The sequence below is a fragment of the Pseudomonas sp. GQ91 genome (genome assembly GCF_059758795.1).
In genome coordinates this window covers 13,743-26,691 of the sequence record NZ_JCAXED010000002.1, presented here as the reverse complement: position 1 = coordinate 26,691, position 12,949 = coordinate 13,743, and the positions used below count along the sequence as shown (strand labels likewise).

The following is a 12,949-nucleotide window of genomic DNA, read 5'->3' as shown; positions in this document are numbered from 1 at the left end:
GTATTGTCAGGTAGATCGAGGCGGTCGGTTTCAGGGCGGCTTCGCCGCCCAACGGGGGACAAGCCCCCTAGCCACAGTGAAACCCCTAGCCACAACCAAGCTCTTCACCACAGAAGCTCCGTGCTGGCGGTGGTGGTCAAGCGGTATGTGCGGCGTTATCGGCCTTGGCGTATCAATTCACCGTGATGGCGCAGTCGAAGGTTTCCGCTGGGTTCACTTCCGGCGCCCAAGGCTGTTGGGAGGTCAGGCGCAAGCGGCCCTCGCCTGCCGCAAAGGCCTTGAAGCGCCAGGTGGATTTGCCGCCCGCGCCGACCAGGCCGGAGTCCTCGGGATTGCTATAGACCTCGGGACTCAGACTGCGCAGCACGCCGCCGGCCGAGTCCTGGATAGCCCAGCGGTAACCGGTGGTGGGATTGCTGGGCAAGGTCAGGGTCAGGCTTTGTCCGGTTTTAAGCTGGAGCGGGCAGGCGCTCTGGTTTTCCACGGTGATGTTTTGCTTGGGCGCACTGGCGCAGGCGGCGAGCACGGCGAGGCTCAACGGGAGAAGCAGGCGGGCAGCGGTCATGGAGGCTCCGTTTGTTGGCGACGAAGGGCGAGCATAACCGAAGATGAGGCAAGGTGGGCCGAGAGGGCGCTGGTGGTGACTGGGCGGGCCCCTTCGCGAGCAAGCCCGCTCCCACATTTTGCCCGCATTTCAAAGGATGTACTCGGTCACATGTGGGAGCGGCGGTGCGACGATTCGACTTGCTCGGCACTGCATCATTATCAGAAGAGCACTTTAGCCACATCCGCAAAGCGCTTGGCAAAGTGCACCGTCATCCCTTCTTTCAGATAGTCGGGCAACTCCTCATAACTCCCCCGATTGGGCTCCGGCAAGATCAGCTCATGAATCTTCTGGCGCCGCGCCGCGATCACTTTTTCGCGCACTCCGCCAATCGGCAATACATGCCCGGTCAGCGTCAGCTCGCCGGTCATCGCCACACCTTTTTTCGGTGGCTGGTTACGTGCCAGCGACAGCAACGCGCTGGCCATGGTCACCCCGGCACTCGGGCCGTCCTTGGGTGTGGCGCCTTCCGGCACGTGCAGGTGAACGAAGGCTTCATCGAAAAACTTCGGATCACCGCCAAACGACTTCAGGTTCGAGCTGACATAGCTGTAGGCGATCTCCGCGGATTCCTTCATCACGTCGCCCAGTTGCCCGGTGAGCTTGAAGCCGCGATTCAGCGTGTGGATGCGCGTCGCCTCGATCGGCAACGTCGCGCCGCCCATGCTGGTCCAGGCGAGCCCCGTGATCACCCCGGTGCCCGACAGCACGCGCTCGTTACGGAATACCGGCATGCCCAGGGAGCTTTCCAGGTCCTTGTTGCCGATCTTGATGACCGACTTCGGCTCATCCAGTAACTTGACCACCGCCTTGCGTACCAGTTTGCCCAGTTGCTTCTCCAGTTGGCGTACGCCGGCTTCCCGGGCGTAACCGTCGATCAATGCGCGCAGGGCACCGTCGCTGATGCTCAGGGTACTTTTCGCCACGCCGGCTTTTTCCAGCTGTTTGGGCCACAGGTGACGCTTGGCGATGGCGACCTTTTCTTCGGTGATGTAGCCCGACAGGCGAATCACTTCCATGCGGTCCAGCAGCGGACCGGGGATCGAGTCCAGGGTGTTGGCGGTGCAGACGAACAGCACTTTCGACAGGTCCAGGCGCAGGTCCAGATAATGGTCGAGGAATTCGACGTTCTGTTCCGGATCGAGAGTTTCCAGGAGTGCCGACGCCGGGTCGCCTTGGAAGCTCTGTCCCATCTTGTCGATCTCGTCGAGCATGATCACCGGGTTCATCACTTCGACATCTTTAAGCGCCTGCACCAGTTTGCCCGGCAGGGCGCCAATGTAGGTGCGGCGATGCCCCTTGATCTCGGCCTCGTCGCGCATGCCGCCGACACTGAAGCGGTAGAACGGCCGGCCCAGGGATTCGGCAATCGATTTGCCGATGCTGGTCTTGCCCACGCCTGGCGGGCCCACCAACAGCACGATGGAACCGGCGACTTCGCCCTTGTAGGCGCCCACGGCGAGAAACTCGAGGATACGGTTCTTGATGTCGTCGAGGCCGGCGTGATGCTGGTCCAGTACCTTGCGGGCGTGCTTGAGGTCGAGCTTGTCCTCGCCATACACGCCCCACGGCACCGACGTGGCCCAGTCCAGGTAGTTGCGGGTCACGGCGTATTCCGGTGAGCCGGTTTCCAGGATCGACAGCTTGTTCATTTCATCGGAGATGCGCTTCTGCGCCTGGGGCGGCAATACCTTGCCTTCCAGGCGTTGCTCGAACTGCTCGACGTCGGCGCTACGATCATCCTTGGTCAGCCCCAGTTCCTGCTGGATGACCTTGAGTTGTTCCTTGAGAAAGAACTCGCGCTGGTGCTCGCCGATCTTGCGGTTCACTTCGGCGGAAATTTCTTTTTGCAGGCGCGCGACTTCGACTTCCTTGCGCAGCATCGGCAGGACTTTTTCCATGCGCTTGAGCATCGGCACGCAGTCCAGCACTTCCTGCAATTCGTTGCCGGTGGCCGAGGTCAACGCCGCGGCGAAGTCGGTCAATGGCGACGGATCGTTGGGGCTGAAGCGATTGAGGTAGTTCTTCAATTCTTCGCTGTACAGCGGGTTGAGTGGCAGCAGCTCCTTGATCGCATTGATCAGGGCCATGCCGTAAGCCTTGACCTCATCCGTCGGCTCGGTCGGTTGGTGTGGGTATTCGACTTCCACCAGGTACGGTGGGCGGTGATGCTTGAGCCAGGTACGAATCCGCACGCGGGTCAGGCCCTGGGCGACGAATTGCAGTTTGCCGTTTTCGCGACTGGCGTGGTGGACCTTCACCAGGGTGCCGTACAGGGGCAGGGCGGAGGTGTCGAAGTGCCGTGGGTCTTCGGGGGGCGTGTCCATGAAGAACAAGGCCAGGGAATGGTGTTCGGATTTGCTCACCAGTTCCAGGGTTTCCGCCCAGGGTTCTTCATTGACGATCACCGGCAGTACTTGCGCCGGGAAAAACGGCCGGTTGTGGATCGGGATGATGTAAACCTTGTCCGGCAGGTTTTGCCCCGGCAGGGCCAGGCCGGTGTGGGACGAGTTGCTTTCAGCGTTTTCGGGGTCGGCGTAGTCGTTGAGATCGATATCAGGGAATTCTTGCTGGTCGCTCATGGGGCACCTGCACAGGGAAGTATGCAGGTTAGATGGGGCGGGTGAGCGGTGGTTTCAATGGGGTGGCGTGGTTAGCAACAAATTGCTGGGTATTCCTCGACGTGAATATCGCCCTGAACCACACTCAGCAAGTTGACTAGCTGATTTTGTGCAGGTAAGCGGGCAGCGGTTGCTCGGGCAATACCGACAACACCTTCAAGCGCTGCAACATGCGCTGGCGTGCGCGTTGCAGGTGTTCGCGCAGGTTCAATGCCGCCGCATCAAAGGCCCCGTGCAGGAGTAATTCGAGGATCAAGCGATGTTCGGCGAGCATCGCCGGATCGGCGCCGATGCCCAGCAAACGGTAAAAAATCCGGCTGATGATCAGCGGGCTCTGGCCCTGGCGGATCAGCGCGGCGATCTTGCGGTTCTGCAGGCCCGCCAGGCAGCGTTGGTGCAGGTCTTCTTCCAGTTGTTCGATTTCCTCGAAACTGCAATGCGCGCTGTTTTGTGCGTCGATCACCCGCTGCAGCATGGCTTCCAGTGTCTCGCGGGCAAGTCCCGGCGCACTCTGGCGCAGGGCCTCGGGTTCAAGGCAGGCGCGCAATTCGTAGTCTTCGGTGACCTCCCGTGCGGTCAGCGGCCCGGCCAACCACTGGGAATAGGGTTCCTTTTCTACCAGGCCGCGATCGCGCAGGCGCATTAGCGCCTCACGCACCACCGCCCGGCTGACGCCATAGTGATCGGCAGCGGCCTGTTCATCGAGACGGTAGTGGCCGAAAGCGATGCAGGTCGACAACGCCACGCCGATTTCATCGACCACGCGCTCGCCCAGCGGCCGCGTGTCGACCAGTTCATCTTCGCCGTTCAGGCCCAGGTGCCCGTGGTTCAACGGCAAGCGCAACGGCTGCATGTCGAGCCCGTCGGGGTTGATCAGATAGCCGCGGCCATCGAAACGGCAGATCAGGCCTTCTGCATGCAGCAGGTTCAGCGCCTTGCGCACCGGCACGCGGCTGGTGCCAAACAGCTCGGCCAGCGGCGCTTCCAGCAAGACCAGGCCATGGCGTGCGGTGCCGTGGAGAATGGCATCACGCAGTACCTGGTGGATCATCGCGTAGCGGGAAGCCGAGGCGGACGCTGCTTTCATCGGGTTCTCTGGACCATGGGAGCGGGCCGTGGATTCTCTCATAGATGCGCCTGTCACTCTGCACCACGTCGGTGGCACTTTTTTGGGGCCGCGCGAGGGTGAGTGTTACGTTTCTGCACCAAAACGTATTTATTCATAAAAGATACATTATTTCATTTGCGGCGACTTGTCGTGGGCTGCCGATTTTTTTCGCCCCTGCCCACGCTATCTAGTCCGTCACTCTGCGGCGAAAACCCAGTGCGGTGATGGACGCCGCGCAGATGACTGGCACGAAAGATGCCTTTGTAAAATGTACATTTTATTAATTGATACATTTATAGGGGGCGGTCCGATGTCAGATGCCACGTCCATGGCCGAGGATTTCGCCAGCGGTCGCAGCGACCCGGTGCAAGCCTTCGAACAGGCACTCGAGCAGGCGAACAAGCTGCCGGGTGTCTTTATCTGCCTGACCGCCGCGCGTGCCCGTCGTGAGGCCGAAGCCGCCGCCGCGCGCTGGCGGGATGGGCAACCCTTGAGCGCGTTCGATGGGGTGCCGCTGGCCTGGAAAGACCTGTTTGATATGGCCGGCAGTGTCACCACCGCGGGGGCCGGGTTGCGCCGTCAGGCACCGGCCGCGTCGCTGGATGCGCCGGTTGTTGGCAGGTTGTGCAGGGCTGGGATGGTCAATCTGGGTAAGACCAACCTGAGCGAACTGGCCTATTCCGGGCTGGGCCTGAATCCACATTTCGGCACGCCGCATAACCCCCACGGCAGCGATCAGCCGCGCATTCCGGGCGGCTCTTCGTCCGGTTCGGCGGTGGCCGTCGCCGCCGGTATCGTGCCCATCGCCATGGGCACCGACACCGCCGGTTCGATCCGTATTCCCGCCGCGTTCAATGGTTTGGTGGGGTACCGCGGCAGTTGCCGGCGCTATAGCCGCGACGGTGTATTCCCGTTGGCCCACACCCTTGACAGCCTCGGCCCGCTGGCCCGCAGCGTGCGCGATGTGCTGGTCATCGACGACCTGCTCCACGCTCGTACGCAGCGCCACATTCCACGCAGCCTCAAGGGGCAGCGCTTCGTACTGGAACACGCGGTGCTGGAAGACCCCCGCGTCGAACCGGCCGTGCGCGATAACCTGCTGCATGCCGTGGAGCAGTTGAAAGCCGCGGGGGCGTTGATTGAGGCGCGCACCAGCGTGACGTTCCAGGCCACCCTTGAGCTGATCCGGCAGCAAGGCTGGATCGGTTCCTTCGAAGCCTTCGCGCTCCACGAAGTGCTGCTCGACAGCGCCGATGCCCGGCAACTCGACCCACGCGTACGTCGCCGCCTCGAAGCGGCGCGCACCTTGCCGGCCAGCCAACTGATCGCGCTGTACGACGCCCGCGAGCGCCTGCAGCAGCAACTGATCGACGAACTCGACGGCGCGTTCCTTATCACCCCGACCGTCGCGCATGTCGCGCCAGCCCTGGCGCCACTGGAAACCGACGACGAACTGTTCGTCAACACCAACCTCGCCACCCTGCGCCTGACCATGCCCGGCAGTTTGCTGGACATGCCCGGCGTCACCTTGCCGAGCGGTCGCGATGCCCTGGGCCTGCCCACCGGGCTGCTGCTCAGCGCCCCGATGGGGGAAGACGCACGCTTGCTGCGGGCGGCGTTGTCGGTTGAAAGCGCATTGACTCACTAAGGAGACACACCATGGCTAAAGACATTCTCTGTGCATTTGGCGTCGACGTTGACGCTGTCGCCGGCTGGCTCGGCTCCTACGGCGGCGAAGACTCGCCGGACGATATTTCCCGTGGCCTGTTCGCCGGTGAAATCGGCGCGCCACGTCTGCTCAAACTGTTCGAGCGTTACGGCCTGCGCACCACCTGGTTTATCCCCGGGCATTCGATGGAAACCTTCCCCGAGCAGATGAAGGCGGTGGCCGATGCCGGTCACGAAATCGGCGTGCACGGTTATAGCCACGAAAACCCCATCGCGATGACCGCCGAACAGGAAGAAATCGTCCTCGACAAGTCCATCGAGTTGATCACCCAAGTCACCGGCAAACGCCCGACCGGCTACGTTGCGCCGTGGTGGGAATTCAGCAAGGTGACCAACGAGTTGCTGTTGAAAAAAGGCATCAAGTACGACCACAGCCTGATGCACAACGACTTCCATCCCTACTACGTACGCAAGGGCGACAGCTGGACCAAGATCGATTACAGCCAGCACCCCGACACCTGGATGAAACCCCTGGTGCGCGGTGAAGAAACCGATCTGGTGGAGATCCCGGCCAACTGGTACCTCGACGATCTGCCGCCGATGATGTTCATCAAGAAGGCCCCCAACAGCCATGGCTTCGTCAACCCGCGTCATCTGGAGGAAATGTGGCGCGACCAGTTCGACTGGGTCTACCGCGAACACGAACACGCGGTCTTCACCATGACCATCCACCCCGATGTGTCCGGCCGCCCGCAAGTGCTGTTGATGCTCGAACGGTTGATCGAACACATCCAGAGCCATGCCGGGGTGCGCTTCGTCACCTTTGACGAAATCGCCGACGATTTCATCCGCCGCCAACCCCGTACCTGACCCTGTAGGAGCTTGCCCGCGAAAATCGTCAACGATGACGCAGCGTTGCTGGTTTAACGCGGCGCTCTCAGGTTTTTCGCCGGCAAGTCGGCTCCTACAGGTGAGGCAACACGCATACCTGACCCTTTGCCCCCATCGAGGCGCGATCCATGTCTATCTATAACAAACTCGACCTGACTGGCTGGAAACCCCGGCAACTGACGCCCAGGGAAGTGCGCTTCGCCACCTGGATTGCGTTTTTCGCCTGGGTGTTTGCGGTGTATGACTTCATTCTGTTCGGAACTTTGCTGCCGGAAATCGGCCGGCATTTCGGCTGGGGGGAAGTGGAGCAAGCCGAGATCGCGACCTGGGTGGCGGTGGGCACCGCAGTGGTGGCGCTGGCCATCGGTCCGCTGGTGGACAAACTGGGGCGGCGCACCGGGATTATCTTCACCGTCGCCGGCTCTGCCGTGTGTTCGGCCCTGACCGCCATCGGCGGTGCGTGGGGCAAGGGACCGTTGATCCTGATCCGTTCGCTGGGTGGCCTGGGGTATGCCGAGGAAACGGTGAATGCCACGTATTTGAGCGAGCTGTACGCCGCCTCGGATGACCCGAAACTCGCCAGGCGGCGTGGCTTCATCTACAGCCTGGTGCAGGGCGGTTGGCCGGTGGGCGCGCTGATCGCCGCGGGCTTGACCGCGCTGTTGCTGCCGATCATTGGTTGGCAAGGCTGCTTCATCTTCGCCGCGATTCCTGCGATCGTGATCGCGGTCATGGCGCGCAAACTCAAGGAAAGCCCGCAGTTCCAGATTCACCAGCGCATCACCCAACTGCGCAAGAGCGGCGCGGTGAGCGAGGCGCAGAACGTCGCGCAGACCTACGGCGTGGACTACGACGAACACAGCAAGGCCGGCCTCAAGGCCGCATTCCGTGGGCCCGCGCGCCGGGCGACACTGGTGATCGGCGCGGCGATCCTGCTCAACTGGGCAGCCATCCAGGTGTTCAGCGTGCTGGGTACGTCAGTGATCATCAGCGTGCATCACATCTCGTTCGAGAACTCGCTGATCATCCTCGTACTGTCGAACCTGGTGGGCTACTGCGGTTACCTGTGCCACGGCTGGATGGGCGACAAAATCGGACGGCGCAATGTCATCGGCCTGGGCTGGATGCTCGGTGGCCTGGCGTTTGCCGGCATGCTCTACGGGCCGAGCACTATGCCGGTGGTCGTCGGTTTGTACAGCCTGGGCCTGTTCTTCCTGATCGGTCCGTATTCGGCGGCGCTGTTTTTCATCAGTGAAAGTTTCCCCACCAGCATCCGCGCCACCGGCGGCGCGATCATCCATGCCATGGGCCCGCTCGGCGCGGTGGTCGCGGGCTTTGGTGCGACCCAGGTGTTGTCCGCCGGCAGTGACTGGCAGACCGCCGCCCTGTATTTCGGCGCTTTGCCGTGCTTCCTCTCCGGCGCGCTGATGTTTGCCGCGCGTCATGTGCGTCCGGAAACCGTCCAGTAAGGAGTCAGTTCGATGCTACGTAAAGTTGCCCTGATTACCGGTGCCGCCAGCGGCATCGGCCAAGCCCTCGCCGTGGCGTACGCCCATCACGGCGTGGCGGTGGTGGGCGGGTATTACCCGGCCGATCCGCATGATCCGCAGGAAACTCTCGACCTGGTGCAAAAAGCTGTTGGCGAGTGCCTGATGTTGCCGCTGGACGTGGGCGATACCGCGTCGGTGGATAACCTGGCCGCCCAGGCCGTCGAGCACTTCGGGCGCCTCGACTACGCGGTGGCCAACGCTGGCCTGTTGCGCCGCGCGCCGCTGCTGGAGATGACCGACGCGCTGTGGAACGAGATGCTCAACGTCGACCTGACGGGGGTGATGCGCACCTTCCGTGCGGCGACCCGGCATATGGGCGAGGGCGGGGCGCTGGTGGCTATCTCATCGATTGCCGGCGGTGTGTATGGCTGGCAAGACCACGCGCACTACGCGGCGGCCAAGGCCGGAGTACCAGGGTTGTGCCGTTCACTGGCGGTGGAATTGGCGCCAAAGGGGATTCGCTGTAATGCGGTGATTCCGGGGTTGATCGAGACGCCGCAGTCGCTGGATGCGAAAAATTCCCTGGGGCCCGAGGGCCTGGCCAAAGCTGCGCGAGCGATTCCGCTGGGGCGGGTCGGGCGGGCGGATGAGGTGGCGTCGTTGGTGCAGTTCTTGACCAGTGAGGCTTCGAGCTACCTGACCGGGCAGAGCATTGTGATTGATGGCGGCCTGACGGTTCGGTGGCCGGATTGAGGGCCACCCCTCACCCTAACCCTCCCGAAACGTCGGACCGCCCCAGAGGGGAGAGGGGACTGACCGAAGTGTGCTGAAAAAATCTGCGACCTGAAAAACCGAGTCGATTATGCGTTCAAGCAATCCGTTCGAGTCCATTATGGATTCAACCCCGATCTTACAGACGGAGTCGATTATGGATTCACAGATGATCTTCCAGGTCGATGTGAACCTCCAATATCCCCCAATCGGCCCCCTCTCCCCTCTGGGGAGAGGGTTGGGGTGAGGGGTTGATCTCCCTGATACCCACCAAAACCCAGGAGCCCCGCATATGCCCCAACTCACCCACCGCCGCGCCGTCATCACCGGCGCCGGCAGCGGCATCGGCGCTGCCATCGCCCGCGCCTACGCCATGGAAGGCGCACGCCTGTTGCTCGCCGACCGTGACGCCGCCAGCCTGGCCGAAACCGCCATCACCTGCCGCAACCTCGGTGCGGAAGTCGTCGAGTGCGTCGCCGACGTCGGCACCGTCGAAGGCGCGCAAGCCAGTGTCGACAACTGCGTCGCGCATTACGGCGGCATCGACATCCTGGTCAACAACGCCGGCATGCTGACCCAGGCGCGCTGTGTCGACCTGAGTATCGAGATGTGGAACGACATGCTGCGCGTCGACCTCAGCAGCGTGTTCATCGCCAGCCAGCGCGCCTTGCCGCATATGCTTGCGCAGCGCTGGGGACGGATCATCAACGTCGCCTCGCAACTGGGGATCAAGGGCGGTGCCGAACTCACCCATTACGCGGCGGCCAAGGCCGGGGTGATCGGTTTCACCAAGTCACTGGCGCTGGAAGTGGCCAAGGACAATGTGCTGGTCAACGCTATCGCCCCCGGCCCGATTGAAACCCCGTTGGTTGGCGGCATCAGTGACACCTGGAAGCGTGCCAAGGCCGCCGAGTTGCCCCTGGGGCGCTTCGGCCAGGCCGATGAGGTGGCACCCACCGCGGTGTTGCTGGCCAGCGACCCGGGCGGCAACCTGTTTGTCGGCCAGACACTGGGCCCGAACTCCGGCGATGTCATGCCATGAGCGAGAACTGAGCATGTGTGGACTCTGTGGACTGCTGGGCGAAGACCTGCACTGGAGCGATCCCTTGGGCGATGAACTGCCCCGGCGCCGCGAGCGCCTGCGCCGGATCGCCGCGATCAACCAGGTGCTGGCGGTGTTCCGGCTCAAGGTCGAAGACTTCCAGGGCGCGTCCTATCTGCTGCTCGGCGCCACCGGCAAACAGGCATTGGCCAGCGGGCTGGATCAACTCTGGCAGGCTGCCGAAGACATGCTCGGCCGGCCGTTGGATCCCCTGGCCCCTGAACTGCTCGACCACTTGGAAGACAACCCACTGTAGGAGCGGGCTTGCCCGCGAAAACCGTCAACGATAACGCGTACTGCCTGGATTAATGTGGCGCTCTCAGGTTTTTCGCGAGCAAGCTTGCTCCTACAGGAGCGGGTGGAGGTAGAAGAAATGAGCATCGCTCTCAACGTCATCACCGGCTTCCTCGGCAGCGGCAAGACCACCTTGCTCAAGCGCCTGCTGCACGGCGAAAGCCTCGGCGACACGGCGCTGCTGATCAATGAGTTCGGCGATGTCGGTATCGATCATCTGCTGGTGGAAGAGGTGGCGCCGGACACGGTGTTACTGCCCAGCGGTTGCATCTGTTGTTCGATTCGCGGCGAGTTGAAAGACGCCTTGCTCGGGCTGTTGCAGCGCCGTGAGCGCGGTGAGATTCCGCCTTTCAAACGGGTGATCCTGGAAACCACCGGCCTGGCCGACCCGGCGCCGATCCTCGCCACCGTGAACCACGACGTGCAACTGCGTGGGCGCTTTCATATCGGTCTGGTGATCACGCTGGTGGACGCCAGTCACGCGGCCTTGCAGGAACGTCTGCACCCGGAATGGCTGGCGCAGGTCGCGGCGGCTGATCGCTTGCTGTTGAGCAAGACCGACCTGGTGGAGAACGGCGACGCCTTGCGCGAGCACTTGCAGGCGCTGAATGCCGGTACGCCCATCCTCCATGCCGAGGACATCGACAGCGGCGAGCAGTTGCTGTTGGGCGAGGGTTTGCGCAGCGCGACGCCGACTGCGGAAGTCACGCGCTGGAAGCTGCACCAGGCATCCTCGACGCCATCCACCCACGGCGCGGCGCAGGTCTGTTGCCTGAGCTTCGATCAGCCCCTGGACTGGGTGGGTTTCGGGGTCTGGCTGTCGATGCTGTTAAGATGCCACGGCGAACGTATTCTTCGCGTCAAAGGACTGCTCAACGTGAACGCAAGCTCGGCCCCAATCGTCATTCATGGTGTGCAGCATTGCCTGCATGCCCCCGTCCATTTGCCCGCCTGGCCGGGCACGGAGCGGCAATCGCGCCTGGTATTTATCCTGCGTGGTCTCGACCCGGCGTTGCTGCGTCGATCCTTTGAAGTCTTCTCGCGGCGGTTCGCCGCATGATCACCTTGCGTGTACTGGGCACTTCAGTGACCTTGCTGGAAAGCTTGCGCCTGCGCGCCGAACGAGAGCTGGGCATCCGCCTGGTGTATCAGGTTCACGATGTCGAGCAGGCGCAGCGCATTGCGGTGATGCAGCCCGACAGCTACGACCTCTACGATCAGTGGTTTCACAACGTCGATTTTGTCTGGCCGGCGCGGGCGATCCAGCCGATCGACACCCGGCGGATTGCCCTGTGGCATGAAATCAACGACCTGCCCAAGCGCGGGCGTTTGTCCGCCAATGATCGCCTGGGCAGCGGCAGTGTGCCCAGCGAGCGTTTGTTCGTGCAGCACGATGGCAGCCTCGGCAGCACCGTCACCGAGCGCATCAGCATGTTGCCCCTGACCCACAATGCCGACAGTTTCGCCTACCGTCCCGAGCGGTTGCCGGCAGGTTTCTGCCGCGCCAATGAAAGCTGGGGCTGGCTGCTGGACCCGGCCTGGAGCGCCCGCACCGCCTTGCAAAGCGATGCCGCGATTGGCGCACTCGACGCTGCGCTGGCGGTGCAGGGCGCCGGCTTGGCGCGCTTCAGTGACATCGGCAATATGAGCATCGAGGAGATCGATGTGCTGGCCGATATCCTCGTGCGTAAACAGAAGGAAGGTCACTTCGCCGCGTTCTGGTCGGATGATGAAGAAGCGGCGCAATTGATGCTCAGCCCCAGCATCGATATCCAGAGTCTGTGGTCGCCGACCTTGATGCGGCTGCATCGCGCCGGGGTCAAATACCGTCTGGCGGTCCCCCGCGAAGGGTATCGCGCCTGGTTTGGCGGCCTGTCACTGTCGCGCCACGCCAAGGGCCCGGTGCTGGATGCCGCCTATGCCTACCTCAACTGGTGGCTGTCCGGCTGGCCCGGCGCGATGATGGCTCGCCAGGGGTACTACATCGGTAATCCGGCCCGCAGCCGCGACCACTTGAGTAGCGCTGAATGGGATTACTGGTACGCCGGCCTGCCCGCCCGCGAGGTGTTGCCGGGCAGCGATGGCTTGCCGTTGATCGAGGTTGGAGAGGTACGCGATGGCGGCTCCTACGAGCAACGCATGGGGCATGTGGCGGTGTGGAACTCGGTGATGGATGAGCACAATTATCTGGTGCGGCGCTGGGGCGATTTCATGCGGGCCAGGTCCTGAATCCTTGCCGTGGAGACGGTCAGTTGTCGCCAATTTAATGACACCGGATACCCGTGTTTATTAGGTTTACTTCTGCTCGCTGAGGGCTAATCTGGGTGATTCAAAAGTGTTCTGGATAAAAGGACATTTATCTGACACCAGGTCGGCAATCGCGAGGGACGCGTATGACGA

Annotated in this window: 11 protein-coding genes; 8 read left to right on the top strand and 3 right to left on the bottom strand. The window is 62.5% G+C overall.

Translation table 11 applies throughout. The features are described from left to right. Positions 1 to 172 precede the first annotated feature (172 nt). The 3 genes from AC6CIA_RS02270 to AC6CIA_RS02260 all read right to left on the bottom strand — a co-directional run bounded on the left by AC6CIA_RS02270 (position 173) and on the right by AC6CIA_RS02260 (position 4,312). Complete coding sequence (locus AC6CIA_RS02270; RefSeq protein ID WP_498310446.1) at positions 173 to 565, bottom strand: protease inhibitor I42 family protein; 393 nt, start codon at positions 563 to 565, stop codon at positions 173 to 175. 200 nt (positions 566 to 765) lie between these two features. After that, entirely contained in the window at positions 766 to 3,186 is a 2,421-nt protein-coding gene (lon, locus tag AC6CIA_RS02265) for an endopeptidase La (protein ID WP_498310445.1), read from the bottom strand. Positions 3,187 to 3,322: 136 nt separating this feature from the next. Further along, positions 3,323 to 4,312, bottom strand: a complete 990-nt coding sequence (locus tag AC6CIA_RS02260; RefSeq protein ID WP_339528797.1) for a GntR family transcriptional regulator — start codon at positions 4,310 to 4,312, stop codon at positions 3,323 to 3,325. A gap of 331 nt (positions 4,313 to 4,643) precedes the next feature. On the opposite strand from AC6CIA_RS02260, the gene AC6CIA_RS02255 reads away from it, so the two are divergent. From AC6CIA_RS02255 to AC6CIA_RS02220, 8 genes are all read left to right on the top strand, one after another. After that, positions 4,644 to 5,981 carry an amidase gene (locus tag AC6CIA_RS02255; protein ID WP_498310443.1) on the top strand — a complete coding sequence of 446 codons (1,338 nt, stop codon included), beginning with the start codon at positions 4,644 to 4,646 and terminating at the stop codon, positions 5,979 to 5,981. Positions 5,982 to 5,992: 11 nt separating this feature from the next. Next, entirely contained in the window at positions 5,993 to 6,871 is an 879-nt protein-coding gene (locus AC6CIA_RS02250; RefSeq protein ID WP_003234086.1) for a polysaccharide deacetylase family protein, read from the top strand. Positions 6,872 to 7,020: 149 nt separating this feature from the next. Next, positions 7,021 to 8,361, top strand: a complete 1,341-nt coding sequence (locus tag AC6CIA_RS02245) for an MFS transporter (protein WP_498310442.1) — start codon at positions 7,021 to 7,023, stop codon at positions 8,359 to 8,361. Between the two features lie 12 nt (positions 8,362 to 8,373). After that, complete coding sequence (locus AC6CIA_RS02240; protein WP_498310441.1) at positions 8,374 to 9,135, top strand: SDR family NAD(P)-dependent oxidoreductase; 762 nt, start codon at positions 8,374 to 8,376, stop codon at positions 9,133 to 9,135. A 310-nt stretch (positions 9,136 to 9,445) separates the two neighbouring features. Next, on the top strand, positions 9,446 to 10,195 hold the full coding sequence (locus AC6CIA_RS02235; protein WP_339528792.1) for an SDR family NAD(P)-dependent oxidoreductase: 750 nt from the start codon (positions 9,446 to 9,448) through the stop codon (positions 10,193 to 10,195). Between the two features lie 13 nt (positions 10,196 to 10,208). Continuing rightward, positions 10,209 to 10,511, top strand: a complete 303-nt coding sequence (locus tag AC6CIA_RS02230; protein WP_498310439.1) for a hypothetical protein — start codon at positions 10,209 to 10,211, stop codon at positions 10,509 to 10,511. A 117-nt stretch (positions 10,512 to 10,628) separates the two neighbouring features. Continuing rightward, entirely contained in the window at positions 10,629 to 11,609 is a 981-nt protein-coding gene (locus AC6CIA_RS02225) for a CobW family GTP-binding protein (protein ID WP_498310438.1), read from the top strand. Next, on the top strand, positions 11,606 to 12,778 hold the full coding sequence (locus tag AC6CIA_RS02220; RefSeq protein ID WP_498310437.1) for an ABC transporter substrate-binding protein: 1,173 nt from the start codon (positions 11,606 to 11,608) through the stop codon (positions 12,776 to 12,778). Before AC6CIA_RS02225 ends, AC6CIA_RS02220 begins: the two co-directional genes overlap by 4 nt. Positions 12,779 to 12,949 lie beyond the last annotated feature (171 nt).

Coding starts and splice junctions, on each gene's coding strand:
- AC6CIA_RS02270 (WP_498310446.1), bottom strand. CDS start 565: ATGACCGCTGCCCGCCTGCTTCTCCCGTTGAGCCTCGCCGTGCTCGCC.
- lon (WP_498310445.1), bottom strand. CDS start 3,186: ATGAGCGACCAGCAAGAATTCCCTGATATCGATCTCAACGACTACGCC.
- AC6CIA_RS02260 (WP_339528797.1), bottom strand. CDS start 4,312: ATGAAAGCAGCGTCCGCCTCGGCTTCCCGCTACGCGATGATCCACCAG.
- AC6CIA_RS02255 (WP_498310443.1), top strand. CDS start 4,644: ATGTCAGATGCCACGTCCATGGCCGAGGATTTCGCCAGCGGTCGCAGC.
- AC6CIA_RS02250 (WP_003234086.1), top strand. CDS start 5,993: ATGGCTAAAGACATTCTCTGTGCATTTGGCGTCGACGTTGACGCTGTC.
- AC6CIA_RS02245 (WP_498310442.1), top strand. CDS start 7,021: ATGTCTATCTATAACAAACTCGACCTGACTGGCTGGAAACCCCGGCAA.
- AC6CIA_RS02240 (WP_498310441.1), top strand. CDS start 8,374: ATGCTACGTAAAGTTGCCCTGATTACCGGTGCCGCCAGCGGCATCGGC.
- AC6CIA_RS02235 (WP_339528792.1), top strand. CDS start 9,446: ATGCCCCAACTCACCCACCGCCGCGCCGTCATCACCGGCGCCGGCAGC.
- AC6CIA_RS02230 (WP_498310439.1), top strand. CDS start 10,209: ATGTGTGGACTCTGTGGACTGCTGGGCGAAGACCTGCACTGGAGCGAT.
- AC6CIA_RS02225 (WP_498310438.1), top strand. CDS start 10,629: ATGAGCATCGCTCTCAACGTCATCACCGGCTTCCTCGGCAGCGGCAAG.
- AC6CIA_RS02220 (WP_498310437.1), top strand. CDS start 11,606: ATGATCACCTTGCGTGTACTGGGCACTTCAGTGACCTTGCTGGAAAGC.